This window comes from Dactylosporangium aurantiacum (assembly GCF_000716715.1).
Lineage (GTDB): Bacteria > Actinomycetota > Actinomycetes > Mycobacteriales > Micromonosporaceae > Dactylosporangium > Dactylosporangium aurantiacum.
On sequence record NZ_JNYJ01000013.1, the window covers coordinates 21,442 to 48,252 of the forward strand.

Below are 26,811 nucleotides of genomic sequence, written 5' to 3' on the forward strand. Positions count from 1 at the left end.
CCTCAGCTTCCCTCGGAGTTACCTCGGAATCCAGACGCCCCGGGTTGATCGGATTCGTCGTCGAAATCGGGTTCGCTCATCGCCGGCAGCAGCACCCGGAACCTGGCCCCTTCGCCGGGCGCGGTCCACAGCTCGACCCGCCCGCCGTGCGCCTGCACGATCGCGGCGACGATGGCCAGGCCCAGCCCGGCACCGCCGTGGCGGCGCGAGCGGGAGCCCTCGGCGCGGTACAGGCGCTCGAACACCCGGGCGGCCTCACCGGGGTTCATGCCGGGCCCGGTGTCGCCGACCTCGATCGCGGCGAGCGGCACCCCGCTGGGCAGCGGCTCGCCGACGGCCGCGGTCGGGGGCGGCCCGCCCTCGGTGGCCCGGCCGACCCGCACCACGACCCGGGTGTCCTCCGGGGTGTGCTGCAGGGCGTTGCTGACGAGGTTCGCGACCACCTGCCGGATGCGGGTCTCGTCGCCCTCCACGGTCACCGGCTCGAACGTCACCGAGCGCTCGTCCAGCGCCGACAGCTGCACGAACCGGGTCGGCACCCGCACGTGGGCGTCGCGCACCGAGTCGGCGGCGACCGCGAGCAGGTCCACGGGGTACCGCTGCAGCGGCCGCTCCTCGTCCATGCGGGCCAGGGTCAGCAGGTCGTTGACGAGCAGCCGCATCCGGCTCACTTCGGCCTCGATGCACTCCATCGCCTCGTCCAGCGCCGGTCCGGGTGGCGCGCCGCCGCGCCGGTACAGCTCGGCGAAGCCCTGCACGGAGGTCAACGGGGTGCGCAGCTCGTGCGCGGCGTCCGCGAGGAACTGCCGCAGCCGCCGCTCCGAATCGGCGCTGTCGTCGACGGCCTCCTCGATGCGGGTGAGCATGGTGTTCAGCGCGATGCCGAGGCGCCCGGACTCGGTGTGCGGGTCGGCGTCGACGATCCGGCGGGACAGGTTGCCGCCGGCGATCTCGACCGCGGTCTCCTCCATGCGGGTCAGTGGGCTCAGCCCGACCCGCACCAGCGTCGCGGTCGCGACCCCCACGAACCCCAGCAGGATGAGGCTGACCAGCAGCGAGTACCGCAGCATGCTGTCGCGGGTGTCCTGGACGTCGACCAGCGCGACGGCGTTGGCGCCGTAGCCGCCGCCGCCCGCGAAGTTGGCCGGCAGGTTGGCCGGGAACACGATCACCCGCCAGTCCTCACCGCCCGGCGTGGTGACGGTGAACGGCTTCGCCGTGGCGGCCCGCTGCTTGATGTCGCCGAAAAGCGCGGGATCCAGCACGACCGGCTCCGGGTTGAGCAGCTTGCCCGTGCTGTCGAAGCGGTAGATCTGGTACAGCGGCCCGGGGAAGAACTCGCCGCGCTCGCGCGGGAACGCGTCGCGCCGCACGCCGGCGCTCGCGCTGGGGCTGGCGCTCGGGTTCGGACTGCCGCCCGCGCCCGCGCCGGGAGCGGTGGGCGCGGCGGTCGGGTTGGGGTTGCGGTTCGGGTTGGCGAAGGCGCCCGGCGGGCGGGCCGAGTGCTCCAGCTGGTCGTCGATGCGCTGCATCAGGTACCAGTTGAGCAGCCCGACGCCGATCGCGTTCGCGGCGATGAGCGCGACGCCGGCGAGGGTCACCACGGAGACGACGATCCTGACCTGGACCGTCCACTGGCGCCAGGGCCTAAGTTTCACTTCGCGGCAGCCTCAGCGCGTAGCCGACGCCCCGGACGGTGTGGATCAACGGCGGGTCCCACTTGTCCACCTTGCGGCGCAGGTAGTACACGTAGGACTCGACGATCCGGCCGTCGCCGCCGAAGTCGTAGTTCCACACCCGGTCGAGGATCTGCGCCTTGCTCACCACCCGGCCGGCGTTGGTCAGCAGGTAGCGCAGCAGGTTGAACTCCGTCGGCGACAGGTCGACCCGGTGGCCGCCGCGGCGCACCTCGTGCGCGTCCTCGTCCATCTCCAGGTCGGCGTAGCGCAGCACCCCGCCGTCGACGAGCTGCTGCTGCTCGCCGAGGCTGCGCCGCAGGATCGCCCGGATCCGCAGCACGACCTCCTCCAGGCTGAAGGGCTTGGCCACGTAGTCGTCGGCGCCCACGGTCAGCCCGGAGATGCGGTCCTCGACCGAGTCGCGGGCGGTCAGGAACAGCACCGGGACCGGCCGGCCGCTGGTCCGCAGCCGCTGCGCCACCTCGAACCCGTCCAGGTCGGGCATCATCACGTCGAGCACGACCAGGTCCGGCGCGTACTCGGCGGCGGCCGCGAGCGCCTCCCGCCCGCCCGTGGCGACCTTGACGTCGAACCCGGTGAGCCGCAGCGTGGCGGACAGCAGGGCACGGATGCTCGCCTCGTCGTCCACGACGAGGACCTTCGGCTGCGGCTGGCCCGCGTTCACCTGTCCGGTCATCGGCTCCATCGTCATCGACCCGCCGTCAGGATCTCGTCGCCCTCGGCAAGTCCGCTCGTGATCTCGGTGTTGACGTCGCCGCGCAGCCTGGTCTCGACGGCGCGCTCCTCGTCCCGGCCGTTGACCCGCACCACGACCTTCCCGTCGTGCACGGCGGTGGAGGGCACCGACAGGACGCCGTCGGCGGATGCGGTCACCACTGCGACAGTAGCGCTCTGGCCGTACAGCAGCGTGTCGGGCACCTTGTCGAAGGCGATCAGCGCGGCGTAGCGGACGAGGCGGTTCGACACCGTGCCGGCCGGGTCGATCTGGATGACCTTGCCGTCGTACTTGGCGCCCGGGTTGTCCGGCAGCGTGATCCGGGCGACCTGGTCGAGCTTGAGGTGCGCCACCTCGGCCTCGGTGAACTGCGCCTTCACCACCACGTCGCCGGTGCCGGCGAGCGTGATGACGCTCGAGCCGGCGTTGGACCCGACGGTGCCGTTGACCGCGAGGATCTTGCCGGCGACCGGCGCGGTGATCACCGTGCCGGCCAGCTTGGCGTTGGCCTGCACCAGGGTGAGCTTGGCGTTGTTGAGCCGCTGCTGCGCCGACAGCAGGTTGTCGCTGGCGATCTGCACGGTGTTGCTCTGGCCTTGACCACCGCTCTGACCACCGCTTTGACCATTGCCCTGACTGCCGCCCTGACTGCCGCTCTGGCTGCCGGGTGGCCGGCTGGCGGTGGCGGTCGGCGTGCTGGCCGCGGTGGCCTGGGCGGTCTCCGCGCGGTCCAGGGCGTCCTGCGCGCTGTCGACGCTCTCCTCGGCGGCGTCCACCGACTCCTGCGCCGCGGTCGCGTCGATCCTCGCCAGGACCATGCCGGCGGCGACCACGTCACCGGGCTTCACGTTGAGCTCGGTCAGCGTGCCGCCGCCGGTGAACCCGAGCGTGCGGCTCTGCTGCGCCTGTACGGTCCCCGCTGCCGAGACGGTCGTCGTGACGGACCCGCGGGTCACCTTGGCCGTGGCGGCCTTGGCCGGCGCCACCGGGTCGCCGCCGGTCAGCACGACACCCACGACGACCGCGACCGCGAGCGCGGCGGCCCCGCCGGCCAGCCACCAGACCTTCATGCCCGCCAGTTGACCGGTCCTGGCTCCCCGTCAGCTCGACCGGACCTCAAAGTTGGCTGGGAAGGCGTTGTTACCGAACTTTGAGGTCCGGCCCACGGAGCGTCGAGGTTGGCGACGTTGCATGGCGCGAGTGATGAACATGCGGATCGGTGGCGCCGCGCTCGCGTTCGCCGCGGTGGCGTTCTTCGCCACGGCCTGCGGGTCGTCGGACGCCGGCGCGCCGGCCACGGCGGCCGCCTCCCGCGGCTCGGACTACGCGTCGTGCCTGCGCGACAACGGGGTCGACCTGCCACAGATGAATCCCTCGAACCGGCCGACGGCCCGCCCGTCGGGCCGCCCGACCGCGTTCCCCTCGGGGCAGCCGCGCCCGTCCGGCAGCGGCTTCCGCGGCGGATTCCCGGGTGGTGGCGGCTTCTTCGGTACCGCGGCGCCCAGCGGCGTCGACCAGCAGACCTGGGAGAAGGCGCAGAAGGCGTGCGAGTCGCTGCGCCCGACCGCGTTCCCGAACGGTGGGGGCGGCAACGGTGGTGGCCGCGATGCCGCGTACCGCAACTGCCTCACCGAGCACGGGGTCACCGCCAGCGGCCCGGTCGACCAGCTCGACACCACCGACGCGAAGGTGGCCGCCGCCGTGACCGCCTGCGCGCCGCTCAAGCCCAGCCCTCGCCCTTCCGCGTCCTGACGGCGCACAGGGTGTGCGCCGATCTTGCCGGCGTGGTGGCGGCAAAAGGGACGCGGTGGGAGCGTCCTGGCACTACGCCCGCAAGGTCGGTGCACGAAATCGTCAAAAGCGCGTGTCGCTGAGCGGTACGCGTCGTTGCCTTCGGTATGGAGACGCTGGACACCTTCTCGTGCACCTTCCTGCCGGCCACGGTGTTGGCGAAGCTGTCCCCCGTGACCGTCCGGCGCCACGTCCAGATGCTGCGCGGCTGCGCCGGCGACCGCGACAGCGTGGCCGTGGTCGCCCGCTGCACGACCCGCGCCGCCCGTAGCAGCGTCCTGATGCTGACCCGCAACCGCCTGGTCGTCACCACCGAGTCGCCCCTGCTGCGCCGCGTCTCCCTGCACCTCAACGCCGACCTGCACCAGCTCGCCGACGTCACCTGGACCCCCGAGCCCGGCCGCACCGGCATCCAGCTCGGCGTGACCGCGATCGACGGCGTCCGCGAGAACATGTGGGTCCGCCTGGCGGACAAGTCCGAGATGTGGCGCCTCGACGAGGCCCTCAAGCAGGCCTTCCGCACCCCGTGGGGGCAGATCGCCGCCGCGGTGAGCCCGGTGGCGCCTGCCCTGACCAGGGCCGCCCTGCGCTTCGCCGTCTCCTCAGCGGCCGCCTGACCCCCACCCAGGTCGCCGTCACCGTCGCCGCCCGCCCGCGACCGCCCGACCGCGGGGGCACGGAAATCGGTCCACCCGCGCGGGCGCTGGCTTGCCGCAGCTGGGTGGACCGATCGATGTTCTTGTATCCAAGACCGCGGACTCCCAAACACCGCTCGAACATGCGCGCCGGCGCGGTGGCGGCAGAATGAGGCCGTGGATCAGGGCAAGGGGCTGGTGCTGGTCGTCGAGGACGAGCGGCCGATCGCCGACCTGCTGCGCATGTACCTGGCGCGCGAAGGCTTCGGGGTGCACGTCGAGCACGACGGCACGGCCGGGCTGGCGGCGGCACGGAAGCTGCGGCCGGTGGCGTGCGTGCTGGACATCGCGCTGCCGGGCCTCGACGGCACCGAGATCTGCCGGCGGCTGCGCGAGTCGGGCGACTGGACGCCGGTGCTGTTCCTGACCGCGCGGGACGACGAGGTCGACCGGATCCTCGGGCTGGAGCTGGGCGGCGACGACTACGTCACCAAGCCGTTCAGCCCTCGGGAACTGGTCTCGCGGGTCAAGGCGGTGCTGCGCCGCACGCAGGGTCCGCCGGACGTCGAGCAGGTCCGCACCGTCGGGCCGGTCACCCTCGACCCGGCGCGGCGGGAGTGCCGGGTGCACGGCGTGCCGGTGAGCCTGACCTCGACCGAGTTCGCGCTGCTGGCGCACCTGATGAACCGGCCCGGGCGGGTCTTCACCCGGGAGGAGCTGCTCGGCTCGGTGTGGGGATACGCGGCGCACTCCGGCACCCGCACGGTCGACGTGCACGTGGCGCAGGTGCGCGGCAAGCTCGGCGACGCGGCCGGGGTGCTACGGACGGTGCGCGGCGTCGGGTACACCGCCGATGCTTAAGTCGATCGTCGGGCGCAGCACGCTGGTGACGTGCGCCGTCGCCGTGATCGCGGTGGTGGTGACCGCGCTGGTCGGTGCGCCGCTGGCGATCCAGGAGGCGAACCGGGCGGCGAAGGAGCGGCTCGCCGACGAGGCGACGCTGACGGCGGAGCTGCTGCGGCCGCGGTTCAACACGAAGCAGAGCGAAGACGAGCAGGTGATCGTCAAGCGGCTGCGGGCCCGCGGGATCGAGGTGTACCTGATCCGGGCCGGCCAGGCGGATCGGGAAGGGCTACCGGACGGGGTGGTCAAGACGATCGGGGCCGGCCGCCAGGTGCCGGTGCGCCGGGCGCTGGTCGGCAAGGAGGTACAGCTGCTGGTGGGCCGCCCGGTCGGCAACGCTGGCAACGGGGTCGTGCTGACCGAGGAGCCGCCGAGCGGGACCCTGGCGCGGCTGTGGGGGCAGCTGTGGATCGCGCTGCTGGCCGGGCTCGCGGCCGGGCTGCTGGCCGGTGCGCTGCTGGCGAGGAGGATCGCGCGCCCCATCCGTACCGTGGCAGCCGCGGCGAACCGGCTCAGCGCCGGCGACCGGTCGGTCACGCTCGATCCCGGCGGGCCGACGGAGGTCGCCGACCTGGCCCGGGCGGTCAACGCACTGACCGCGGCGCTGGCCACGAGCGAGGGCCGGGAGCGGGACTTCCTGCTGTCGGTGTCGCACGAGCTGCGCACGCCGCTGACGACGATCCGCGGCTACGCGGAGGCGCTCGCCGACGGGGTGGTCGGGCCGGACGGGGCGCAGCGGGCGGGGCAGACGGTGCTCGGCGAGGCCGAGCGGCTGGACCGGCTGATCGCCGACCTGCTGGTGCTGGCCCGGTTGGAGGCGGCGGACCTGCCGGTCGAGGTCGTCGACGTGGACCTGACGCAGCTGGTGGCGACGACGGCCGAGGCGTGGGGCGGGCGGCTGGTGGCGGCGGGCCTGGTGCCGCGCACCGAGCTGCCGCCGATGCCGGTGCCGGCGCGCACCGACCCGGGACGGATCCGGCAGATCATCGACGGGCTGCTGGAGAACGCGCTGCGGGTGGTGCCGGCCGGCGCGCCGGTCGTGCTGGCGCTGGTGTGGCAGGCGTCGGCGGCGTCGATCGAGATCCGCGACGGCGGGCCCGGGTTCACCGACGACGACCTGGCGGTGGCGTTCGAGCGGGGTGCGCTGTCGCGGCGCTACCAGGGCGCCCGCAAGGTCGGTAGCGGGTTGGGGCTGGCGCTCGCCGCGCGGCTGGCGCGCCGGCTGGGCGGCAGCATCGAGGCCGGTCACGCGCCGGAAGGCGGGGCAAGGTTCACCGTGACGATCCCGCTCTGAGCCCCGGGTTTGGGTCGGGTGAGCCGGGTAGAGCATCCGTCAGCCGAGTTCCGAGGAGGTACCCCCATGCGACGCTCACGGATAGGCCTGCTGTTCAGTGCCGTAGTCCTGATGATCGTCGGCTTCCTGCCGGGGGTCGCCGTGGCGGATCCCAAGCCGTCGGGTGGCCCGAACCATCAGGAGATGCTCAACAACGTCCTGCACGGCGAGGGCATCGTGCAGACGAAGAAGGGCCCGATCAGAGTCGCCATGCAGAACGGCACCGCGACGTCGGCGACGGAGACCTCGCTGACCATCCGGTCGGCGGACGGCTACACCAAGACGTGGACCCTGGCCGACAACGTCAAGGTGTACGGCAGCAACCACCAGGCGATGCAGCCCGGCGACCTGCAGGCGGGCTCCGCGGTGGTGGTCGGCGGGCCGATCACGGTCAACGGTGGCACCGCTTCCCCGGCGGCGACGCCCAGCACGACCTACACGGCGCAGATCGTGTTCGTGCAGTCGACGCCGACGCAGTCGCCGAACGGCGCGGCCTCGTAGCTACCGGGGTCGCAGCTCCGCGATGCAGCACTTCACACTGCCACCGCCCTTCTTGAGCTCGGTCAGCTCCACCGGGACCGGTACGTAGCCGGCCTGGTGGAGCTTGGCCGCGAGGGCGGTGGCTTCGCTGTTGAGGACCACGTGGCGGCCGTCGGAGACGAGGTTGAGCCCGAAGGACAGCGCGTCCTGCTCGTCGGCCACGACCGCGTCCGGGAACAGCTGGGCGAGCACCGCCTGCGACGCGGCGGAGAACGCACCCGGGTAGTAGACGATCGTGCGGTCGTCCAGCGACGCCAGCGCCACGTCGAGGTGGTAGAAGCGCGGGTCGACCAGGCGCAGCGAGATCACCGGCCGGCCGAGCACCTCCTGGGCCTCTGCGTGCGCGGCGACCTCGGTCCGGAAGCCGTGCCCGGCGAGGATCACGCCGCCGCCGAGGGCGTCGGGCAGATAGGCGAAGTCGCCCTCACCCTCGTTGGTCTGCGTCGGCGCGGCGAAGGTCCACTCCTGCCGCTGCTCGTAGAACCGCCGGTGCGCGGCCGCCTCGGCGATGCGCTGGGCGTACTTGAACCGCGCGCCGTAGACGACGCCGTCGACGCTGAACGCGCCGTTGGCCGCGAAGACCATGTCGGGCAGGCCGGGCTCCGGCGCCAGCACGTGCACCTGGTGGCCGAGCCGCACGAGCGTCTCGCGCAGCCCCTCCCACTGTTTGACGGCGAGCTCGGTGTCGACCGGTGTGGACACGTCCATCCACGGGTTGATCGCATACTCCACCACGAAGTGCTCGGGTGGCGACATCAGGTAGGTGCGCTCTCGCGGCTGCCGCTCGACGTGGGTCACGAGATCAAACGGTAGATTTGCGAGGTCACACAAAACAGCGAGAACGCTTGCTTTCGAGGAGGGAATCGTTGCGCCTCGACCCGATCGACCAGCAGATCATTGCGTTGCTGCAGGAGGACGCCCGATCGTCCTATGCGGACATCGGCGCCGCGGTGGCGCTGTCCGCGCCGGCCGTGAAGCGACGCGTGGACCGCCTTCGATCGCAGGGCGTGATCCGGGGCTATACGGCGCTCATCGACCCCGGCGCGGTGGGCTGGACGACCGAGGCGTTCGTCGAGCTGTTCTGCACCGGGCGCACCTCGCCACAGCAGTTGCGGGCGGCCGCGAAGCGGCATGCGGCGGTCGTCGGGGCGTACACGATCTCGGGCGAGGCCGACGCGCTGGTCCACCTGCGGGCGGTGGACATGGCAGGGCTGGAGGAGGCGCTGGAGCGGCTGCGCGCCGAGCCGTTCGTCACCTCGACCCGCAGCATGATCGTGCTGTCCAGGCTGGTCGAGCGGCTGGCGCCGAAAGTCGTCACCGAGCCGGGAACCGGATCGACACCCGCCACGTCCTAGCCTGCATGAGACGCTCGCTGGTCGCGTTGAGTGCGCTGAGTGCGCTGAGTGTCGTGCTTTCCGGGTGTACCGGTGACGCGACGCCCACCACGGGGTCGTCCTCGGCGCAGGGGGTCGCCCCCGGTCCGGCGCCGGCGTTCAAGCTGGTCGCCTTCGACTCGTGCGAGCAGCTGCTGTCGTCGCTGCGCGCCGCGGCGGCGGAGGCGGTCGGGCCCTGGGGGTTCGGCAACGGGATGCTGCGCGGCGGCGGGATCGCCGACGGCCGGGCGGCCGATCTCGCCGGCGGCAGCGACAAGCGGGCGGCGCCGCCCGGGCAGGAGTTCTCGGGCACCAACACACACGAGGCCGGCGTCGACGAGCCGGACCTGGTGAAGACCGACGGCAAGCGGATCGTCACGCTTGCGCACGGGTCGCTGAAGGTGATCGACGCCGCCAGCCGCACCGTGACCGGCTCGCTCACCCTCGGCAGCGACGAGGTCGGCGAGCCGCGGGCGGTCAACGTCGGTGAGCTGCTGCTGGCCGGCGACCGGGCGCTGCTGCTCGGCGCCGACTACAAGGCCGACGTCGCCGGCGGGCCCGGCGTCTCCGGCGCCCAGGTGACCCTGGTCGACCTGGCCGGCGCGCCGAAGGTGCTCGGCCGGTTCACGATCGAGGGCGGGCTGCTCGACGCCCGCCAGGTCGGCGGCACGGCCCGGGTCGTGGTGGTCTCGCGGCCGCGGATCGCCTTCCCCGACACGTCGAGGTTCGGCACCGACGACGCCCGGATCGCCGCGAACCGTTCGGCGGTCACCGCGGCGCCGGTCGACGCGTGGCTGCCGAAGTGGACGGCCGAGGACGGTGCCGGCAAGCGCACCGAGGGGCGCGTCGACTGCGGCGCGGTGAGCCGGCCGAGCAGCTACTCCGCCACGGCCATGCTGACCGTGCTGACGTTCGACCTGGGCGGGGCGGCGCTCGGCGGCGGCGACCCGGTGTCGGTGGTGGCCGACGGCGACACCGTGTATGCCAACGGTCCCAGCCTGTACATCGCCAACGACCAGCGCTGGCGGGTCATGGCGGACACGGTCCGCAAACGGGTCGCGTCGCCGGCCCGCCCGTCGACCCAGGTGTTCAGGTTCGACATCAGCGGCGCCGGCAGGCCCCGGTTCGCCGCCTCCGGCGAGGTGCCGGGCTGGCTGCTCAACCAGTACTCGATGTCGGAGTGGGACGGTCACCTGCGCATCGCCACCACCGACTCGCTGGAGAACACGACGTCCTCCGCGGTGTACGTGCTGCGGCTCAACGGCGGCCGGCTGACCGAGGTCGGGCACGTCGGCGGCCTGGGCAGGAGCGAGCGCATCTACTCCGTGCGCTTCATCGGCACCACTGGCTACGTGGTGACGTTCCGCCAGACCGACCCCCTCTACACGCTGGACCTGCGCGACCCGGCGGCGCCGAAGGTCGCCGGCGAGCTGAAGATCCCGGGATATTCGGCGTACCTGCACCCGGCCGGCGACGGGCGGCTGCTGGGCCTCGGGCAGGACGCCACCGAGCAGGGCCGCGTGCAGGGCATGCAGGTCTCACTGTTCGACGTGCGGGATCCGGCGCGGCCGGCGCGCGTGGCGCAGCACCAGCGCAAGGGCGGCAGCTCAGAGGCCGAGTACGACCCGCACGCGTTCCTCTACTGGGCACCGCTCGGCCTGCTGGCGGTGCCGGTCTGGAGCGACCAGCAGCCGAGCGTGCTGGTGCTGAAGGTCGGCGACGCGGCGATCACCGAGGCGGGCACGATCACCCACCCCGGTCGCTACACGACGATTCGCCGCTCGCTGATCGTCGGCGGGACCTTGTGGACCCTGTCCGAGCAGGGATTGAAGGCCACCGACGCGGCGACCCTGGCGGATCAGGCCTGGATCGCGCTTTAACTGGATTTTTCGGTTCTACGCTGTTGTACGGTCAGCGCTGGGTCGTGGTCACGTGCTGGACGAACGCGCGCCAGGCGGCGGCGTCGACGTAGATCTCGGGGCTGTCGGCGTCCTTCGAGTCACGGATGCCGACGACCTTGGGGTCCAGCAGCACCTCGACGCAGCCGGTCGCGCCGCTGCGCGTGCTTTTACGCCACACCTTGCTCATGGTTTGTCCCTTGCCTTTCGCGGAAACTTCGCGGTCACTCGTATTCGCGGATCGTTTTCTGAATGAATTCGAGCGTCTCGGCGTGGCTGAGCGCCACCGTGCGCAGCGACTCGAACGCCATGAGGTACCGGCGGACCTCTTCGGGACGGTTCCGGAACACGCCACCGGTCATGCCGTCGCAATACACCAGCGGCTGCTCGGTCTCGTTGGCGAACTCGAGAATCGTGAACATCCCGTCGATCCCGCGGTGCGCACCCCGGTCGAACGGCACCATCTGCAGCGTCACCGTCGGCTGGTCGGCGATCTCCAGCAGCCTCATGAGCTGCCGTTTCATCACACTGGTGCCGCCGATCGGCCGCCGCAGGACGGCCTCGTCGAGGATTGCCCAGATCTTCGGTGGCGGGTCTCTGGTCAGCACGGCCTGGCGCGCCATCCGCACGGAGACCCGCTGACTCACCACGTCGGGCCGCTCACCGGCGGACAGTGAATTGATGACCGCACCGGCGTATTCGGCGGTCTGCAGCAGACCGTTGAGCAGCACCGCGTCGTAGATGAAGATCTCGGACGCCTCGGACTCGAATCCGATGTACGTCTCATAGGCGCCGAGCAGTGCCTCGCCATATGCTTCCCACCAGGCCCGCTGGCGCGATTGCGCGGCGAGTGCGGTGAGGCGGCTGCGCTCGACCTCGGAAACCTTGTAGAGGTCGAAGAGTTTCATCAGGTCCGGGTTGCGGACGCTGCTGTTGGCGGTCTCGATCCGGCTGACCTTGGATTCAGACCAGCTGAGCGCGGTGGCGACCTCGGCCGCCGTCTTCCGGGCGCCCTCGCGCAACCGTCGCAGCTCGGCTCCGAGCTGGCGGCGGAGCAGAGTCGGGCTCGGCTTCGACGACATCGTGCACACCGTACCGTATCGACGCTCAAATACTGAGAGTTTCGGCACGGAGTTGCACTTGCATCTCCGGGCCACTTGATGCGCAATAGAGACAGAAGCTTAGTGGTGCGGCTGCATGATCCGCCTCACCCGGCGACGGCGACGCTTGGGCTTCGGGTGTCTCGTCCCCTGTTCCGCAGGGGCACTGGACGGCGGCCGTCACCGTGGCCGGTTGCCGCCTCTTCTTTTCGTCGCGTCAGCGCCCGCGATCCGGGCGCCGACCAGCATCAGAGGAGCGCGACCATGAGTTCCTTCGCACCCCAGTCGTCCGAGTCCCGTCCGGTCGTCCACTACGACCGGCACGGCATCCTGGTGACCGACCAGGTCTTCGCCACCGACAGCGGCCGGTACGAGATCGCCGAGCTGACCCGCCCGACGCACGGCACCGGCGCCCTGCACCCGGGAGTGCGGGCCTGCATGGCGGTCGGCCTCGCCAACGCCCTGGTGCTCGGGGTGGCCGCCGCGACCACCGGCTCGATCGCCGTGGTGCTCGTGGCGCTGTCGGCGCTGCTGATCACCTGGGCCGTCGGGCTCTTCTACGCCCGCCGCTGGCCTCGGCAGCACACGCTGCTCGCCGACTACCGCGGCCGGCAGGTGACGCTGCTGCGCACCCGGGACGCGGACCTGTTCGGCCGGGTGTCCCGGGCGCTGCGGCGGTCGGTCGAGACGGCCCGCGACCGTTAGAGGTACATGCCGGTGCGCTCGCCCTCGACCTGCTTGGGGGCGTCGTTCTCACCGAAGAAGCGCTTGCCGCCGAACTCGCCCTGCAGGCGGTCGTCGAGCTCGTCCGCGAGCCCGGTCATCACCTGCACGGCGAGCATCAGGTGGGTGGCCTGGAAGTCCCGCCCGAACACCGGCACCGACGCCCACACCGTGTCATTGGTGCAGTACAGCCGGCCGATCGGCATCCGGTTCGTGAGCTCGGACAGCTTCACGTAGAGCCGCTCGGTCGGCTCGATCTCGGTCAGGATCGGCGAGAACACGTCCACCAGCGGCGGGTTGTCCCGCACCCGCACGAACACCATCGCCGACCCCGACCGGATCCCGATGTCCCCGTCCGGGTCGATCGTCAGCTCCTCCGGCGTCGTCTTCATCAGCCGGGCCACGACCGTGATCACCTTGTCGTGCAGCGGCAGGTCGTCCTGGTCCTCGCCGGCCGGACCGTGCTTGGCCCGCACCACCGCCACCGAACCCTCGCCGTCGGTCTCGACGATCGACGCGAGCGACCGCGCCACCCCGAGCGCCGGCAGTGCCGCCACGAGCCCCTGCGCGTCATGGGCGAGGTACGTCAGGAACGCGGGATGCGGCGTGCCGTAGATGTCCCGCAGCGTCCGCATGATCAGCCGGCTGAGCTGGACCGCGTCGCTCTTCGGCACCCGCACGCCGAACGCCTCACCGGACCCGGGCACCACCCCCGGCGGCGACCACCCGAGCGCCACCACCTGGGCGATGACCGAGCGCCCCAGCCGATACTCCGAGGGCAGGTCAGCGTTGCCGACCGCGGTCGCGGCGAGCATGTCGCCGTCCTCCCCGGTCACCTGCACCGAATAGATGGCGTCCCCGGTGCCGGACGCGGTGGGGTCGAGCGTCAGATCGAGCGTCGTGCCCGGGGCGAGCTGTCGCAGCGCGTCGACCAGGTGGCGCGCGAAGTCGCGCCAGGCCTCGGCAACCTTCTCCTTGAGGTCCCCGCCGATGGGATCCTCATCGTCGAACAGCGCTGCCTCGTAGTCCTGATCATCCGCCATGACCGCCTCCAATCCCCCCGGGCCTCACCCTATCCAGCCGACGCGCGCTGCGGGCCCCTGGGTCAGTCGGGTATCTGGGTCGGTCCGGCGTTTCGGCCGACCGGTCGCCCGCCCCCCGCGTCGGTCCGCTGGTCAGCGGGGCGTACGGGCCGCGTTGACCGCTGGTCAGCGGGGCGTACGGGCCGCGTTGACCGCTGGTCAGCGGGGCGTCGAGGCCGCGTTGACCGCCGGTCAGCGCTCGTTCACCAACGCGACCAGCCGCGCCCGCGTGGCCTCCGGGTCCGCGCCCCGCCCTACCGCCACCCCCAGCAGGAACGCCGTCAGCGGCGCCCCGGGCCGGGCGACGTTGTGCGCCACGTCCCGCGCGAGGTCGAGGATCGCGCCCTGCTCCGCCACGGTCATCGGGGCCAGCCCGAGCTCCTCGCACGCCCGCGCGATCCAGCTGGCCAGCTCATCGTTGCCGCTCATCACCACTCCACCTCTCCGGCCCACCCGCACCGGTCCGTCTCGATTGCTGCCGCTCGGCACGTCGGAGATCCTCGTCGGTGTCGCAGTCAAAGTAAGGAACGACCCCGGACCGCTCCCACCCGACTTCAGCGACGACCAACCCGTCCAACACGGCCCGCATCGACTTCCCCACCGGGTCCCCAAGCCGCTCGACCCCACCCCGCAGCGCCGCCGCCCGCCACACCCCGCAGAGCAGCTGCCGCTTCCCCCGCCCGTCGACGAACACGGCCCCGTCAACCCCACCACCGACCGCCGCGACCAGCACCGCCACCGCCTCGGCCGTGAGATGCGGCAGATCAGCCGCGAACACCCCGATCAGCGCATCCGCACCGGCGGCAGGCGGGACCGGAGCACCGGCCACAGCCGGGACCGGAACACCGCCCACCAGTGGGACCGGAACACCGCCCACCGGCGGGACCGGAACACCGCCCACCGGCGGGACCGGAACACCGCCCACCGGCGGGACCGGGATGGCGGGCGGCGCGATGACGGCCAGGGCAGCAGCAGTCGCCGCGGCCGGACCCGCACCTGGCGGGTCTTCGCGGACGGTGACCACATCCGGAGGCAGCCCGGGCCGCGGCGGCCCGACGACAATGCGAAGGTCGGCACCGGCCAGCGCGGCGAGCACCCGGTCCAGCATGGACACCCCGGCGACGGGAAGCGCCGGCTTGTCCCTGCCGCCGAGGCGGGTCCCGCCGCCGCCGGCGAGGATCACCGCCGTCAGTCCTCGCTGTCCGGTGGCTGCCCGCATGAGCAGAACGTACCGTCGAGCAGGCAACCACCGGAACCAACGCTCGCACCTGGAGGCCCGGCCATGGGACGCGTCACCCAACGGCGCACGATCACCCGGGTCACCGTCGTCCGCCCCGACGCCACCGACCCCGCCACCACCGGCCCCACCACCGGCCCGACCACCACCGGCCCGACGATCACCGGCCCGACGATCACCGGTCCCACCACGACCGCTGCCCCCGCCGCTCACCCCGACGCCGCCACTAGCCCAGCGCACGAGACCCGCACGACTACCCACGTGGCCGCCACCGGCCCAGCGCACGCGCCCGACACCAGCCCAGCGCACACAGTCGTGGTCAAGGTCGGGCCGGACACCCTGGTCGCCGAGGAGCCGCTCGAGATCAGGGTCGGCACGGCCGGCACGCCGCGGCCACCCCTGGCGGTCACCATGCGCACGCCCGGCGACGACCTGGATCTGGCGATCGGGTTCCTCCTGACCGAAGGCATCATCCGAGCGGCCGGCGACGTCCGCACGGCGCAGCTGTGTGCCGGCGATCAGGAGGCGAACACCTACAACGTCGTCGACGTGACGCTGGCGGCCGGCGTGCCGATGCCGCAGGTCGATCCGGCCAGGAACTTCTACACCACCTCCTCGTGCGGGGTGTGCGGCAAGGCGAGCATCGACGCGGTGCGCACCCGCTCGCTCTTCGACGTCACCGGGGACGGCGTGCGGGTGACACCGTCGGTGCTGGCCGGCCTGCCCGAAGCGCTGCGGGAGGGACAGCGGGCCTTCAGGACGACGGGTGGGTTGCACGCGGCCGGGCTCTTCACCGCCGACGGGCGACTGGTCTGCCTGCGGGAGGACGTGGGCCGGCACAACGCCGTCGACAAGGTCATCGGGTGGGCGGTGCGGCAGGACAGGCTCCCGCTCGTCGGTCACATCCTGATGGTGAGCGGCCGGGCGAGCTTCGAGCTGTGCCAGAAGGCGTGGATGGCCGGCATCCCGGTGCTGGCCGCGGTGTCGGCGCCGAGCACGCTCGCCGTGGACCTCGCGGCGGAGGCCGGGCTGACCCTCGTCGGCTTCCTGCGCGGGCAGTCCTTCAACGTCTACGCCGGCGGGCAACGCGTCGCCGGGCTGGAGCAGCAGACGGGTCCGGCCGCACGATCGGCGGCAGCGCCTGCGGCGACAGCCCCCGGTCCAGGATCTCGCCCATGAGCTTGGCGGCACGGTAGCCAGGGTCGGCGTCCAGGGCGCGGTCCAGCGCGATGCGGGCCCGCACCCCGTTGCCGGAGCGCCACGCCGCATAGGCGACCAGCATCGCGGCGGGCGCGGCGAACGCCGGGACGCACCGGCGCAGCACGTCGCTCCACAGCCGCTCGTGCAGCTCGAGGCCGGGCTCGCCGTCGCGGTCGATGCGCATCCAGGCGGCGTCACGCAGGCGCAGGTTGTGGACGAGGAACGCGGCCCAGGCCACCTCCTCGTCGGACAGCCGGTCGCCGTCTCGGGTGCGGCGCAGCGCCCCGTCGAGGGCGGCGACGCCGGCGGCCGGGGAGGCCGCGGAGCCGGCGAGGCGGGTCTGGGCGTGCCGGGCGGCGCGCTCGGCCACCTCGAGCGCGGCGCCGGTCGGGGCGGCGAGGCTGTCGACCAGGGCGGCCCGGTCGGGCAGGGCGACCATCCCGATGAGCGTGGCGGTCGCCGCGACAGCGGAGACGGTGACGTCATACGGCATGCCCTCGGCCGGGCAGCAGGCGGCCGAGTCGCAGACCAGGGACCGATACCGCCCGTCGTGCGCCCACAGCATCTCCCGCACGACGATGCCGCGCCGGCGCATCCCGGCGGTGGTGGCGTGCAGGAGCGGCTCGACGCGCCCGGGTGGTCCGTAGCCGATCAGCACGACCTGGTCGACGTGCTGGCGCTGGAACATGGCGGCATAGCTGTCGGCGAGGACGTCGAGGTCCTCAGCTGGGTCGGGTAGGTCGTCGCGCATGTGGAAGCGCAGCTGGCAGCCGCGCATGCCTAGGGCCACCAGGCTGTCCGAGGGGTGGAACCCGAACAGGTACGGCGTGCCGGCCAGGATGTCGTCGGGCGTGCGCAGGCGCAGTCTTGGCAGGGCGGTGGTGGAGGTTGCGGTCGTCATGTCCACGAGCCTGGCGGTCGCCGCCCCACGCGGGAACTAGCGGTTTTCGGCTGTGGACAACGTCCGTTTCGATCCACAGCCCGGACCGGACACTTGACAGCGCCCGGTCAGTATCGGAACCGCTGATCGTGCAGGTCGACGCCCTCCCGCCAGTCCTGCCCACCCGGGTGCAGGTCGATGGAGAGCGTCACTCTGGCCAGCGCGTCGTACCCGGCGGCGTGCAGGCACCGGATCGCGTCCAGGTTGCGCGCGGACGGCGAGATGCTCAGCTGCCCGAGGCCGCGCCGCCTGGCCTGTTCGGCGACGTGCTCCAGCAGCGCCCGCCCGATCCCCTCGCCGCGCCGCGCCGACGCCACGACCAGCGGCTCGACCTGGCCGCCGCGGCCGTCGAGGATGAGCCCGACCATGCCGACCACGCCGACGCCCAGGATCTCGGCGACCCACATGCCGGACAGGTCGAGCCGGGTGAGGTACTCCTCGAACGCGGCACCCGGATCACCGTTGACGGGTGGCGTGGCGGGGTACAGGTGCTGATGCTCCTCGGTCAGCTCCGCCCACAGGTGGCGGCACTCCCGATGGTCTGTCGGTCGGTACGCACGGATCGTCGGCTGCAGCGTCGCGACGCTGCCACCCACGCCGCCATCTGCGCGAACAGTCACCATGGGTCCATGCTTACTCCGGTGCGACGCTCCGCGACACCCACATCGCGGTATTGCACCCGGGGCGATCGTCCGCTGACCGTTTAGCGTCTTTTGTTGCATCACGCGGATCGCGACCAGATGGTTACCGATCCGAGCGGTCAGCGATAGCATCAGCATTGGCTCGCAGCTAAATGGCGAAGGGACCGCCTGGTCGGGACGGTCCCTTCGCTGTTCGCTCAGATCTGGTTACGGCAGGCGGAATTCGCCGTCCGTGTCGACGGCGGCGATGAAGGTCTCCCATTCGGCGCGGGTGAACCGCACCGATCCGGCATCGGGGGCGTTGGAGTTGCGGACCTCGACGACGCCGTCGACGAACCGCGCTTCGACGCACTGTCCGTTGTTACCGCTTCGGGTGGGCTTGTGCCACCGCTCGTTCAGCGCAGCCATCTGCGCACTCCTTTGGTTGTCAGGCCGTCTCAGCGACCGCAGACTCGATCAACTTGACCGATTCGAATGGGCTGAGCGCGGCGGCTCGCAGACTTTCGAACACGTCGTGATACCGCTGGACGTCTCCGGCTTCCTGGTAGATGTCGCCGGCCATGGCTTCGGCATACACGACACTTGGTGCACCTTGGAACTTGAGGATCGCGAATGATCCAGCCATGCCGGCATAGGCCCCTCCGCTGAACGGAAGGATCTGGACCGTCACGTTCCTCGCCCGGCTCATCTCGGCCAGGTGCTTGAGCTGCGACCGCATGACGTCGGGCCCGCCGATGAGGCGCCGGATGACGCTCTCGTCGAGGACCGCGATGAACTGCAAGGGATCATCGGCCTTCGTGAGCAGCTCCTGCCGCTCACGGCGGGCGCTGACGTGCGCCTGGACGGCGTCTTCCGACTCGCCGGACGGGGAGGCCGCGGCGAGCAGCGCTCGCGTGTACTCCTCCGTCTGCAGCAGGCCGGGCACCACCAGCGCCTCGTAGTCCCGCATCTCGATCGCGTTGGATTCGAGGCCGATGTACCGGGAGTAGTGGCTGGGGAGGTCGCCGAAGCGGGCGAACCAGCCGCGCGTCTTGCCTTCCTTCGCGAGCGCGATCAATGTCTCCGTGAGATCGCGATCATCAACGTCGTAAATCTTGAGCAACTGCTCGAGGGTGCTCCGGCGGATGCCGACCTTCCCGCCTTCCATGCGGCTGATGGTGCTGGGTGAACAGTCGAGTTGAAGGCCGACGTCCTCGGTCGTGAGCCTTGCCTGCTCCCGCAGGCGTCGAAGCTGTTTGCCCAACTGGAAGCGGGGGAACGTGGGGCTATGCGCGTGGGACACCGCTCACCTCCATTACTCACGACGAGTGTGTCCGTTACCGGGGTGTCGCGCAAGCGCGTCCGTCAGTGAGCGATTGCGTTGCTCTACTCAAGTTCGTCAGCACGTATTGCCCCTGGAAACCTGCACATGCATTCTGAGGCGGTCAGATGGTTCCTCTGCCGGAGGGAGATCCGTCGTGATCGAAGACGACGTGATCCTGCTCGAAGGGGCGCCGCGGCTCTTCGGCATAGTCGCTGATCCCTTGGACGACGACCATCCACAGGTCGTCGCCTGGGGTCACGAGCTGCCGGACCAGGCCGTGCTCACGTGGCGCCTGGCGAATGGCAAGTCCGAGATCGCCGTCTTCCAGTCCGCGGAGGCCGCACTCGCGACCGCGCAGCTGCTGTATCCTGCGCGCCTGCTGTGGACCGCGCCCGCGGCACAGGGGTTCTGATGGCCGTCATCTACGACCACGCCGTGACCTCCGCGCGCCGCCTCGCGGCACGCCACCAGCCGGTCCAGGTCCAGCAGGTCACCCGCTGCACGGCCGGCTGCGCGCACTGGCCCTGCCGGCCGTTCTCCACCGCCTGGGCGATGGTGACCCGCAACTCCAACACGCGCGCCGGCCGCTGACCTTCGCACACGCCGTACCGGACCCGCTGATCAAGCAAAACCGAAGACCCGTCAGATCGACGACGAGCAGTCCGGCAGGTCTGACTGATCGGCCGACCCCGTTCGGGATCCGTGGACGCCGGGGCGCAGCACCCCCTCCGCCTTGCCCTTGAGCTTGCCGTCCCAGCCCGGCCACGCCCGGTTCTGGATGGGCACACCCGTCGGTGAGGGCGTCGGTTTCGGCGGCTCGACCACCGGCGGTGGAGTCGTGGTCACCGGCGCCGTGACGGGTGGCCCCTCCACCTCGGGAGCCGGCGCCTTCGCCGGCGATTTTGCGCCTGTACCGATGGAGACGCCGCCCCCCGACCCGCCGGACGAACGCACGGTGACGCGCGGCTTGGCCGCGGTGGCGGGCGGCAGCGGCGCGGTCGGCTCGGCCGCCGTCGACGGGCCGCCGGTGCCGCGCAGCCCGCTGCTCGGCGTCGGTGCGAGCACGAGCGGACCGGGCCGCGGCTCGGCGATGATCGGCGTGCGGACCGGTGGTGCCGTGTCCAGCGAGGCGCTGCCGGCGGCGACCACGATCAGGGTCGGCACCGAGGTGAGCGCCACGAGCAGCGCGGAAATCAGCAGCGGCCGCCGGTTCGGCGACAGTATGCGGTGGGTACGGACATCGGATTCCAACGTGGGTGCTCCAGTGTGCGGGGGAATGCAGTACGAAGCTCATAGGACTAACTGCCGCGCACCGGGCGAGGATCTGCCCGTTCTGGAGGGATTTTTCGACCTTGGTGCTAGGTGTTACCCCAACTCCATGGTGTCGATCCACACGCCTTCTGCGATGCTGGACACACACCGGCAACGGGGCTGTAGCGTCCGCATACCCTGCGACTGAGCCTCTGAGCCGGCTCCCGGGCGTGATCCACTCACACCCACCGCGACGCGGCCGGCCTCAACAGGGCCACCGCGTAGCAGCCACCCCCGCTGCGCGGCAGGGTTACCCCCGCTGCCGACGTGAGAGACGACAGGGAGAAACGGATGGCGAAGGGCGAAGCAAAGGCCCGGACGTCAGGAACACGGGCCGCGCCTGAACCCGCGTTCGTGCAGCTGCTCACCCCTGAGGGAGACCGGGTCGAACACCCCGACTACACGGTCGACTTCACCGACGAGGAGTACCGCTCGCTCTACCACGACCTGGTCGTGGTCCGGAAGCTCGACGCCGAGGCGACCGCCCTGCAGCGCCAGGGTGAGCTGGGCATCTGGGCGAGCCTGCTGGGTCAGGAGGCGGCGCAGGTCGGCTCGGGCCGGGCACTGCGACCGCAGGACATGGCGTTCCCGACGTACCGCGAGCACGGCGTGCTCTACTGCCGCGGCGTCGACCCGATCGCCCCGCTGAGCCTGTTCCGCGGGGTCGACCAGGGCGCCTGGGACCCGGACGAGTTCAAGTTCGGCATGTACACGATCGTCATCGGCGCGCAGACCCTGCACGCGACCGGGTACGCGATGGGCGTCAGCAAGGACGGCAAGGTCGGCTCCGACGACGGCGAGGCCGTCATCGCCTACTTCGGCGACGGCGCCACCAGCCAGGGCGACGTCAACGAGGCGTTCATCTGGGCCTCGGTCTTCAACGCGCCGCTGGTGTTCTTCTGCCAGAACAACCAGTATGCGATCTCCGAGCCGCTCGAGCGGCAGACGCGCGTCCCGCTGTACCACCGTGCCAGCGGCTTCGGCTTCCCCGGCCTGCGGGTCGACGGCAACGACGTGCTCGCCTGCTACGCGGTCACCCGCAAGGCGCTCGACGACGCCCGCCACGGCCAGGGCCCGTCGCTGATCGAGGCGTACACGTACCGGATGGGCGCCCACACCACGTCGGACGACCCGACCCGCTACCGCATCGCCAGCGAGGTCGAGGCCTGGCAGGCGAAGGACCCGATCCAGCGGCTGCGGTCGTTCCTGGAGAAGCAGCGCATCGCCGGCGACGACTTCTTCGCCGCGATCGACGAGGAGGCCCGCGTCGCCGCCGCCGACCTGCGCGAGCGCGTCCTCAACATGCCGGACCCGGATCCGCGCACCCTGTTCGACCACGTCTATCCGCACGGCTCGCCGGAGCTCGACCAGCAGCGGGAGCAGTTCGACAAGTACCTGTCGTCGTTCGAGGGGAGTGGGCACTGATGGCCGAGACCCTGACGATCGGCAAGGCGCTCAACACCGGCCTGCGCCGGGCGATGGAGCGCGACCCGAAGGTCCTCATCATGGGCGAGGACGTCGGCAAGCTCGGCGGCGTCTTCCGCATCACCGACGGCCTGCAGAAGGACTTCGGCGACGAGCGGGTCATCGACACGCCGCTGGCCGAGTCCGGCATCATCGGCACCGCCGTCGGCCTCGCGATCCGTGGCTACCGGCCGGTGTGCGAGATCCAGTTCGACGGGTTCGTCTACCCGGCCTACGACCAGATCGTGTCGCAGGTCGCGAAGATGCACTACCGCTCCCAGGGCAAGGTCAGCCTGCCCATCGTCATCCGGATCCCCTTCGGCGGCGGCATCGGCGCGGTCGAGCACCACTCCGAGTCACCCGAGGCCTACTTCGCGCACACCGCCGGCCTCAAGGTCGTCTCCTGCTCCAACCCCGACGACGCGTACTGGATGATCCAGCAGTCGATCGAGTCCGACGACCCGATCATCTTCATGGAGCCCAAGCGCCGCTACTGGGAGAAGGGCCAGGTCAACGTCGACGCCGCGAGCGCCCCGCTGCACGTCTCGCGGGTCGTGCGGCCCGGCACCGACGGCACGCTGCTCGCCTACGGCCCGATGGTCCGCACCGCGCTGGACGCCGCCACCGCCGCCGCCGAGGACGGGCGCGATCTGGAGGTCATCGACCTGCGGACGCTCTCCCCGCTCGACATGGCGCCGGTGTACGAGTCGGTGCGGCGCACGGGCCGCGCGATCGTCGTCCACGAGGCGCCCGGCAACCTGGGCCTGGGCTCGGAGATCGCCGCCCGGATCACGGAGGAGTGCTTCTACTCCCTCGAGGCGCCGGTCCTGCGGGTCACCGGGTTCGACACGCCGTACCCGGCTGCCCGCGTCGAGGAGGAGTACCTGCCGGACCTGGACCGGGTGCTCGACGCCGTCGACCGCTCGTTCGGGTTCTAGGGGGACGCGCAGTGACGGTCAAGGAGTTCAACCTGCCCGACCTCGGCGAGGGCCTCACCGAGGGTGAGATCCTGAAGTGGCTGGTCGAGGTGGGCGACACCATCGAGCTCAACCAGCCGATCGTCGAGGTCGAGACCGCCAAGGCCGCGGTCGAGATCCCCGCGAAGTGGGCCGGCAAGGTCGCCAAGATCTTCCACCCCGAGGGCTCCACGGTCGAGGTCGGCGCCCCGATCATCGCGATCAACACCGACCCGTCCGGCACCGCACCCGCGCCCGCGCCGTCCGCGGCGTCCCTGGCCGCGGTCGAGATCGCCGGTGACGCGCCGGTCGAGCCGGGCATGATCGGCGGCCCCGCGCCGGGTGGTCGCACCGCCGTCCTCGTCGGCTACGGGCCGAAGACGACCACCGCGAAGCGGCGGCCACGGGCAACCGCGGCCACGGTACCGGCGCAACCTCCGGCGGCTCCCGTCGCGCCGGCTCCGGTCGAGGTGGCGCCCGCCGCCCCGCCGCGACCCGCGCAGGTCGGCGTGCTGGCCAAGCCACCGGTGCGCAAGCTCGCCAGGGACCTCGGCGTCGACCTCACCGGCATCGTCGGCAGCGGCCCCAGCGGTTCGATCACGCGGGACGACGTGCTGTCCGTGTCGTCCGCCCCCGCCCCGGCGGCCCCGGCGGCACCGGCGGTCGCCGCGCCGCGGGTCGGCCGGGAGGAGCGGATCCCGGTCAAGGGCGTGCGGAAGCTGACCGCGGAGAACATGGTGGCCAGCGCGTTCACCGCGCCGCACGTCACCGAGTTCCTGACGGTCGACGTCACCCGGTCGATGAAGGCCCTCGAACGGCTCAAGGCCAAGCGCGACTGGCGCGACGTGCGGGTCTCCCCGCTGCTCATGGTCGCCAAGGCCGCGCTGGTCGCGCTCAAGCGCCACCCGATGGTCAACTCGTCGTGGCAGGGCGGCGCCGCCGGCGCCGCCGAGATCGTGGTCAAGCACTATGTCAACCTCGGCATCGCCGCGGCGACCGAGCGCGGCCTGATCGTGCCCAATATCAAGGACGCCGACGCGCTCACCACGCGGGAGCTCGCCGAGGCGCTCAACGCCCTGGTGACCACCGCCCGGGAGGGCAAGACCTCGCCGGCGGCGATGAGCGGCGGCACGTTCACGATCACCAGCGTCGGGGTGTTCGGCGTCGACACCGGCACGCCGATCCTGCCCCCGGGCGAGTCGGCGATCCTGGTGTTCGGCGCCATCCGGGACACCCCGTGGGTGCACAAGGGCAAGATCAAGATCCGGCAGGTGACGACGCTCGGCCTGTCGTTCGACCACCGGATCATCGACGGCGAGCTGGGCTCGAAGTTCCTGCGCGACGTCGGCGCCTTCCTGGAGGACCCGGAAGGCTCGCTGCTGGCCTGGGGTTAGCAGTCCAATTCACGGCAGGTGGCCCGGCGCTGACGCGCCGGGCCACTGTCGTATCGCCGACGAACAGGACGTTTACCGAGGCAGCACGCCTACGAATCATCGGTGCGTGCGCCGCATCACTTGCTATTCGCTGGCTAAGGATCTTCCCGTGGGCGTGTAATGGATGCGAGCAAGGTTCGTCCTTACACACCGTCTCTCGCCAGAGGAGCCAGCCGTGAGCACCTTCATGGAGCGTTACCGCGCCCGCCGCAACGCCGCCCGCCGCCGCGACGCCATCGAGCGCGCCATCGCCAAGAACCCGTCGACCGCCCTGCGCGACGAGCTCCACGCCATGCTCAGCCGAAGTTGAGCCTGCGCCCCGCGCCGCCAGCCACACTCCCAGCCGCCCTGGTCCGACCCTCCCCGGACCGGGGCGGCTGCTCGTCCTTCACCTATTCTGAGGGCGCAGCTCGTGCGAACCTGAGCCTCCGCTCTGCCATGTACGGTTCGGGTCGACTACGGTCGCAAGGGTCTGACCCACAGGAGGCACGATGACGTCCGACCAGCCCCACCCGTCCGAAGCGGACGAGAGTGCGGCGAGCGCGCCGAGCTCACCCCCGCCCGGCACGGCACCGGCCGGCACCGTCCGAGCCACCGCATCGGTCCCGATGCCGACCAGGCCTCCTGCCCAGCCCAGCGCCCCCTCCACGCCGCCGACGCCCGCCACGTACGGCTCACCGGTCGCCCCCGCGGAGCCGACCGGCTCGCCCGAATCCGGGGCTGCGGCCGGGGCATCGACCGACCAGGACGAGCCGCCGGCCCGACCGGGGCCGTTCCCGCCGGCCGGACCGTTCGCACCGCCGGCCGGGCCGTTCGCCCCCGGCGCCGCGCAGACTTCCGCGCCGCCCGCCGCGCCGCACGGCGGGCCGTTCGCCCCCGGCGCCGCGCAGACTTCGTGCCGCCGGGCGGGTCGGTGCCGCCGGGTGCGTCCGCGTCCGCTGCGGCTCAAGCGTTCGTGCCGCCGGCCGCGGCCGCCACGCCTGGCGTGCCCTCGGCTGCCACGTCGCCCGCCGCCCCGCCGGCCGCTGCGGCGCCGCTCCCGCCGCTGCCGGCCCGCGTCCCGCCGCCGGCCACGCCGCCTGGGCCGCCCGGCAGCTTCCCCGGCTTCACGCCCGCCTCGCAGGTGGTCGACGCCGCCGGCCCGCCGCCGGCGCCCGCCGCCCCGCCCGCCGTGCCCGCGCCCCCGACGCACCCGGTCCCCGGTCCCGCGTCGTATCCGGTGCCTGGTCCGGCCACGCACCCGGTGCCCGGTCCGGCGACCCATCCTGTGCCGGCCCCGGCCACGCACCCGGTGCCGCCGGCCTCCGCGACGGTGCCCGCGCCGGCCACGCATCCGGTGCCGCCCCCGACCACCGGCAGCGCGCAGGTGCCCGCCCCCGGCCAGGTCTCCAGCAACCCCGTTTCCGGCTCGGCGCAGGTGCCCGGCGTCCAGCACGGCAACGCCCCCGTGTCCGCCGCCCCGGTCTCCGGCAGCGCCCGCACGTACGGCACCGCCCAGGTCTCCGGCAGCGCCCAGGTCCCCGGCGCCATGCAGCCACCCGTCTCCGGCGTGCCGCAGTCGCCCGGCCAGCCGGCCTCGTACGGCACTGCCCAGGTCCCCACCTCCGCCCCGCCCGCCACCTACGGCACCGCGGCTCCAGCCTCCGCGCCACCGGCCACCTACGGCACCGCCGCCCCGGCCTCCGCGCCACCGGCCACCTACGGCACCGCGGCTCCGGCCTCCGCGCCCCCGGCCACCTACGGCACCGCCGCCCCGGCCTCCGCACCACCGGCCACCTATGGCACCGCCGCTCCAGCCTCGGTCCCGCCCGCCACCTACGGCACCGCCGCCCCGGCCTCGGCGCCGCCGGCTTCCGGACCGCCGGCCACCTACGGCGGTGCTGAAGAGGCAGTCCCGGCGCCGCCGAACCTTGGCAAGATCCCGCCGGCGGGGTACGCGGCCCGGGCCCAGGTCTCCGTCCCGCCGGCCACCGGCCCGACCTCCGCCCCGCCCGCGACCGGCATCTACCAGGCCGCGCCGCCCCCGGCGACCGGCGTGTACCAGGCGTCGGTGCCCAGCGGCGCCGGCAACCAGCCCGCCGGCCCGCACTACAGCGACCTGGTCACCATGCCCGGCGACGCCCCGCCGCAGGCGCCCGGCGGCGGTGACCCGGCCGTCCCGACGCCGGCCGCGGCGCCGAAGAGCAAGCGCGGCCTGGTCCTCGGCCTCGTCATCGTGGTGGTCGTGTTCCTGCTGGCGGTCGCCGGCACCGGCATCGTGGTGGCGCTCAACAACGCCGGCAGCACCAGCTTCGCGGTCAACTCGTGCGTCAAGCAGGACGGCGATTCGGCGAAGAAGGCCAGCTGCTCCGACAAGGACGCGTTCACCGTCGTACAGAAGGTCGAGAAGCCGGAGAGCTGCTCGGACGCCAGCCAGCCGTACATCGTGCTGCAGCACAAGGGGCAGAAGGACGAGGTCCTCTGCCTGCGGCCGGCCGCTCAGAAGTGACGTCGGCGCCCTGGTCCGGAGGCGGGCCAGGGCGTTCGGGCAGAC

At 72.1% G+C, this 26,811-nt stretch carries 29 protein-coding genes and 1 pseudogene; 16 read left to right on the forward strand and 14 right to left on the reverse strand.

Features of this window, described 5'->3' with window-relative positions; genetic code table 11:
- Positions 1-2 precede the first annotated feature (2 nt).
- From OP18_RS16600 to OP18_RS16610, 3 genes are read right to left on the reverse strand one after another with little or no spacing between them, the layout of a single operon-like run.
- Positions 3-1,658, reverse strand: coding sequence for a sensor histidine kinase (locus OP18_RS16600; protein ID WP_081970819.1), 1,656 nt, complete (start codon positions 1,656-1,658; stop codon positions 3-5).
- Positions 1,648-2,376: a response regulator transcription factor gene (locus tag OP18_RS16605; RefSeq protein WP_033359984.1), complete on the reverse strand. Its 729-nt coding sequence runs from the start codon at positions 2,374-2,376 to the stop codon at positions 1,648-1,650. Before OP18_RS16605 ends, OP18_RS16600 begins: the two co-directional genes overlap by 11 nt.
- An 11-nt stretch (positions 2,377-2,387) precedes the next feature.
- Complete coding sequence (locus OP18_RS16610) at positions 2,388-3,485, reverse strand: efflux RND transporter periplasmic adaptor subunit (RefSeq protein ID WP_033359832.1); 1,098 nt, start codon at positions 3,483-3,485, stop codon at positions 2,388-2,390.
- Positions 3,486-3,606: 121 nt separating this feature from the next.
- On the opposite strand from OP18_RS16610, the gene OP18_RS16615 reads away from it, so the two are divergent.
- From OP18_RS16615 to OP18_RS52585, 5 genes are all read left to right on the forward strand, one after another.
- On the forward strand, positions 3,607-4,167 hold the full coding sequence (locus OP18_RS16615; protein WP_063745530.1) for a hypothetical protein: 561 nt from the start codon (positions 3,607-3,609) through the stop codon (positions 4,165-4,167).
- A gap of 146 nt (positions 4,168-4,313) precedes the next feature.
- Positions 4,314-4,823 (forward strand): hypothetical protein, encoded by a 510-nt coding sequence (locus OP18_RS16620; RefSeq protein ID WP_052386837.1) that lies wholly within the window; start codon positions 4,314-4,316, stop codon positions 4,821-4,823.
- A gap of 195 nt (positions 4,824-5,018) precedes the next feature.
- Entirely contained in the window at positions 5,019-5,702 is a 684-nt protein-coding gene (locus OP18_RS16625; protein ID WP_033359833.1) for a response regulator transcription factor, read from the forward strand.
- Positions 5,695-7,038 (forward strand): sensor histidine kinase, encoded by a 1,344-nt coding sequence (locus OP18_RS16630; protein WP_033359834.1) that lies wholly within the window; start codon positions 5,695-5,697, stop codon positions 7,036-7,038. The genes OP18_RS16625 and OP18_RS16630 overlap by 8 nt, the downstream gene beginning before the upstream one ends.
- A 66-nt stretch (positions 7,039-7,104) precedes the next feature.
- The gene (locus tag OP18_RS52585; protein WP_156089562.1) at positions 7,105-7,578 is read left to right on the forward strand and encodes a hypothetical protein; all 474 of its coding nucleotides are present in this window, start codon (positions 7,105-7,107) and stop codon (positions 7,576-7,578) included.
- Here the strand turns inward: OP18_RS52585 and ddaH are convergent, their stop codons facing one another.
- Positions 7,579-8,415, reverse strand: coding sequence for a dimethylargininase (gene ddaH, locus OP18_RS16640; protein ID WP_341483915.1), 837 nt, complete (start codon positions 8,413-8,415; stop codon positions 7,579-7,581).
- 68 nt (positions 8,416-8,483) lie between these two features.
- Here ddaH and OP18_RS16645 point away from each other — a divergent pair, with 68 nt between their 5' ends.
- Complete coding sequence (locus tag OP18_RS16645) at positions 8,484-8,972, forward strand: Lrp/AsnC family transcriptional regulator (RefSeq protein WP_052386839.1); 489 nt, start codon at positions 8,484-8,486, stop codon at positions 8,970-8,972.
- A 5-nt stretch (positions 8,973-8,977) separates the two neighbouring features.
- Entirely contained in the window at positions 8,978-10,870 is a 1,893-nt protein-coding gene (locus OP18_RS16650) for a beta-propeller domain-containing protein (RefSeq protein WP_052386840.1), read from the forward strand.
- Between the two features lie 31 nt (positions 10,871-10,901).
- On the opposite strand, the gene OP18_RS55160 is transcribed toward OP18_RS16650, so the two are convergent.
- Both OP18_RS55160 and OP18_RS16655 read right to left on the reverse strand, forming a co-directional pair.
- Complete coding sequence (locus tag OP18_RS55160; RefSeq protein ID WP_081970820.1) at positions 10,902-11,078, reverse strand: DUF397 domain-containing protein; 177 nt, start codon at positions 11,076-11,078, stop codon at positions 10,902-10,904.
- A gap of 34 nt (positions 11,079-11,112) precedes the next feature.
- Positions 11,113-11,970 carry a helix-turn-helix domain-containing protein gene (locus OP18_RS16655; RefSeq protein ID WP_033359835.1) on the reverse strand — a complete coding sequence of 286 codons (858 nt, stop codon included), beginning with the start codon at positions 11,968-11,970 and terminating at the stop codon, positions 11,113-11,115.
- Between the two features lie 282 nt (positions 11,971-12,252).
- Between OP18_RS16655 and OP18_RS16660 the strand changes: the two genes are divergently transcribed.
- Positions 12,253-12,693: a DUF6232 family protein gene (locus OP18_RS16660; RefSeq protein ID WP_033359836.1), complete on the forward strand. Its 441-nt coding sequence runs from the start codon at positions 12,253-12,255 to the stop codon at positions 12,691-12,693.
- On the opposite strand, the gene OP18_RS16665 is transcribed toward OP18_RS16660, so the two are convergent.
- The 3 genes from OP18_RS16665 to OP18_RS55165 all read right to left on the reverse strand — a co-directional run bounded on the left by OP18_RS16665 (position 12,690) and on the right by OP18_RS55165 (position 15,012).
- Positions 12,690-13,754, reverse strand: a complete 1,065-nt coding sequence (locus tag OP18_RS16665; RefSeq protein ID WP_033359991.1) for a T3SS (YopN, CesT) and YbjN peptide-binding chaperone 1 — start codon at positions 13,752-13,754, stop codon at positions 12,690-12,692. The genes OP18_RS16660 and OP18_RS16665 overlap by 4 nt on opposite strands.
- Before the next feature lie 231 nt (positions 13,755-13,985).
- Entirely contained in the window at positions 13,986-14,222 is a 237-nt protein-coding gene (locus OP18_RS16670) for a DUF6457 domain-containing protein (protein ID WP_033359837.1), read from the reverse strand.
- Complete coding sequence (locus OP18_RS55165; protein WP_081970821.1) at positions 14,206-15,012, reverse strand: NTP transferase domain-containing protein; 807 nt, start codon at positions 15,010-15,012, stop codon at positions 14,206-14,208. Before OP18_RS55165 ends, OP18_RS16670 begins: the two co-directional genes overlap by 17 nt.
- 333 nt (positions 15,013-15,345) lie before the next feature.
- On the opposite strand from OP18_RS55165, the pseudogene fdhD reads away from it, so the two are divergent.
- Positions 15,346-16,122: pseudogene (fdhD, locus tag OP18_RS55170) on the forward strand (formate dehydrogenase accessory sulfurtransferase FdhD); the annotation flags it as partial.
- Here fdhD and OP18_RS16685 read toward each other — a convergent pair.
- From OP18_RS16685 to OP18_RS16700, 4 genes are all read right to left on the reverse strand, one after another.
- Positions 16,094-17,131, reverse strand: coding sequence for a DUF4192 domain-containing protein (locus tag OP18_RS16685; RefSeq protein WP_033359838.1), 1,038 nt, complete (start codon positions 17,129-17,131; stop codon positions 16,094-16,096). The pseudogene fdhD and the gene OP18_RS16685 overlap by 29 nt on opposite strands.
- 107 nt (positions 17,132-17,238) lie before the next feature.
- Positions 17,239-17,766, reverse strand: coding sequence for a GNAT family N-acetyltransferase (locus OP18_RS16690; protein ID WP_245635404.1), 528 nt, complete (start codon positions 17,764-17,766; stop codon positions 17,239-17,241).
- A gap of 252 nt (positions 17,767-18,018) precedes the next feature.
- Positions 18,019-18,219 (reverse strand): DUF397 domain-containing protein, encoded by a 201-nt coding sequence (locus OP18_RS16695; RefSeq protein WP_033359839.1) that lies wholly within the window; start codon positions 18,217-18,219, stop codon positions 18,019-18,021.
- Between the two features lie 19 nt (positions 18,220-18,238).
- The gene (locus OP18_RS16700; RefSeq protein WP_033359840.1) at positions 18,239-19,093 is read right to left on the reverse strand and encodes a helix-turn-helix domain-containing protein; all 855 of its coding nucleotides are present in this window, start codon (positions 19,091-19,093) and stop codon (positions 18,239-18,241) included.
- Between the two features lie 175 nt (positions 19,094-19,268).
- Between OP18_RS16700 and OP18_RS16705 the strand changes: the two genes are divergently transcribed.
- Together OP18_RS16705 and OP18_RS16710 are read left to right on the forward strand one after the other, a co-directional pair.
- Positions 19,269-19,526 carry a hypothetical protein gene (locus tag OP18_RS16705; RefSeq protein WP_033359841.1) on the forward strand — a complete coding sequence of 86 codons (258 nt, stop codon included), beginning with the start codon at positions 19,269-19,271 and terminating at the stop codon, positions 19,524-19,526.
- Positions 19,526-19,705 carry a hypothetical protein gene (locus OP18_RS16710; RefSeq protein ID WP_033359842.1) on the forward strand — a complete coding sequence of 60 codons (180 nt, stop codon included), beginning with the start codon at positions 19,526-19,528 and terminating at the stop codon, positions 19,703-19,705. Before OP18_RS16705 ends, OP18_RS16710 begins: the two co-directional genes overlap by 1 nt.
- A 51-nt stretch (positions 19,706-19,756) precedes the next feature.
- On the opposite strand, the gene OP18_RS16715 is transcribed toward OP18_RS16710, so the two are convergent.
- On the reverse strand, positions 19,757-20,365 hold the full coding sequence (locus OP18_RS16715; RefSeq protein WP_156089563.1) for a hypothetical protein: 609 nt from the start codon (positions 20,363-20,365) through the stop codon (positions 19,757-19,759).
- Between the two features lie 351 nt (positions 20,366-20,716).
- On the opposite strand from OP18_RS16715, the gene pdhA reads away from it, so the two are divergent.
- The 5 genes from pdhA to OP18_RS16745 all read left to right on the forward strand — a co-directional run bounded on the left by pdhA (position 20,717) and on the right by OP18_RS16745 (position 26,766).
- Positions 20,717-21,850, forward strand: coding sequence for a pyruvate dehydrogenase (acetyl-transferring) E1 component subunit alpha (gene pdhA / locus OP18_RS16720; protein WP_033359844.1), 1,134 nt, complete (start codon positions 20,717-20,719; stop codon positions 21,848-21,850).
- Complete coding sequence (locus tag OP18_RS16725) at positions 21,847-22,827, forward strand: alpha-ketoacid dehydrogenase subunit beta (protein WP_156089564.1); 981 nt, start codon at positions 21,847-21,849, stop codon at positions 22,825-22,827. Before pdhA ends, OP18_RS16725 begins: the two co-directional genes overlap by 4 nt.
- An 11-nt stretch (positions 22,828-22,838) precedes the next feature.
- Positions 22,839-24,239: a dihydrolipoamide acetyltransferase family protein gene (locus OP18_RS16730; RefSeq protein ID WP_033359846.1), complete on the forward strand. Its 1,401-nt coding sequence runs from the start codon at positions 22,839-22,841 to the stop codon at positions 24,237-24,239.
- Between the two features lie 214 nt (positions 24,240-24,453).
- Positions 24,454-24,588, forward strand: coding sequence for a hypothetical protein (locus OP18_RS61845; protein WP_260709950.1), 135 nt, complete (start codon positions 24,454-24,456; stop codon positions 24,586-24,588).
- A 675-nt stretch (positions 24,589-25,263) separates the two neighbouring features.
- Positions 25,264-26,766, forward strand: coding sequence for an LppU/SCO3897 family protein (locus OP18_RS16745; protein WP_156089565.1), 1,503 nt, complete (start codon positions 25,264-25,266; stop codon positions 26,764-26,766).
- Positions 26,767-26,811 lie beyond the last annotated feature (45 nt).

Excerpts from the sequence above, each read along its gene's own strand:
- OP18_RS16610 (WP_033359832.1), bottom strand. The coding sequence starts at position 3,485 with ATGAAGGTCTGGTGGCTGGCCGGCGGGGCCGCCGCGCTCGCGGTCGCG.
- OP18_RS16605 (WP_033359984.1), bottom strand. The coding sequence starts at position 2,376 with ATGACCGGACAGGTGAACGCGGGCCAGCCGCAGCCGAAGGTCCTCGTC.
- OP18_RS16670 (WP_033359837.1), bottom strand. The coding sequence starts at position 14,222 with ATGAGCGGCAACGATGAGCTGGCCAGCTGGATCGCGCGGGCGTGCGAG.
- OP18_RS16620 (WP_052386837.1), top strand. The coding sequence starts at position 4,314 with ATGGAGACGCTGGACACCTTCTCGTGCACCTTCCTGCCGGCCACGGTG.
- OP18_RS55165 (WP_081970821.1), bottom strand. The coding sequence starts at position 15,012 with ATGCGGGCAGCCACCGGACAGCGAGGACTGACGGCGGTGATCCTCGCC.
- OP18_RS16685 (WP_033359838.1), bottom strand. The coding sequence starts at position 17,131 with ATGACGACCGCAACCTCCACCACCGCCCTGCCAAGACTGCGCCTGCGC.
- OP18_RS16660 (WP_033359836.1), top strand. The coding sequence starts at position 12,253 with ATGAGTTCCTTCGCACCCCAGTCGTCCGAGTCCCGTCCGGTCGTCCAC.
- OP18_RS16615 (WP_063745530.1), top strand. The coding sequence starts at position 3,607 with ATGGCGCGAGTGATGAACATGCGGATCGGTGGCGCCGCGCTCGCGTTC.
- OP18_RS16695 (WP_033359839.1), bottom strand. The coding sequence starts at position 18,219 with ATGGCTGCGCTGAACGAGCGGTGGCACAAGCCCACCCGAAGCGGTAAC.
- OP18_RS16655 (WP_033359835.1), bottom strand. The coding sequence starts at position 11,970 with ATGTCGTCGAAGCCGAGCCCGACTCTGCTCCGCCGCCAGCTCGGAGCC.
- pdhA (WP_033359844.1), top strand. The coding sequence starts at position 20,717 with ATGGCGAAGGGCGAAGCAAAGGCCCGGACGTCAGGAACACGGGCCGCG.
- OP18_RS16665 (WP_033359991.1), bottom strand. The coding sequence starts at position 13,754 with ATGGCGGATGATCAGGACTACGAGGCAGCGCTGTTCGACGATGAGGAT.
- OP18_RS16710 (WP_033359842.1), top strand. The coding sequence starts at position 19,526 with ATGGCCGTCATCTACGACCACGCCGTGACCTCCGCGCGCCGCCTCGCG.
- OP18_RS16630 (WP_033359834.1), top strand. The coding sequence starts at position 5,695 with ATGCTTAAGTCGATCGTCGGGCGCAGCACGCTGGTGACGTGCGCCGTC.
- OP18_RS16650 (WP_052386840.1), top strand. The coding sequence starts at position 8,978 with ATGAGACGCTCGCTGGTCGCGTTGAGTGCGCTGAGTGCGCTGAGTGTC.
- OP18_RS55160 (WP_081970820.1), bottom strand. The coding sequence starts at position 11,078 with ATGAGCAAGGTGTGGCGTAAAAGCACGCGCAGCGGCGCGACCGGCTGC.
- OP18_RS52585 (WP_156089562.1), top strand. The coding sequence starts at position 7,105 with ATGCGACGCTCACGGATAGGCCTGCTGTTCAGTGCCGTAGTCCTGATG.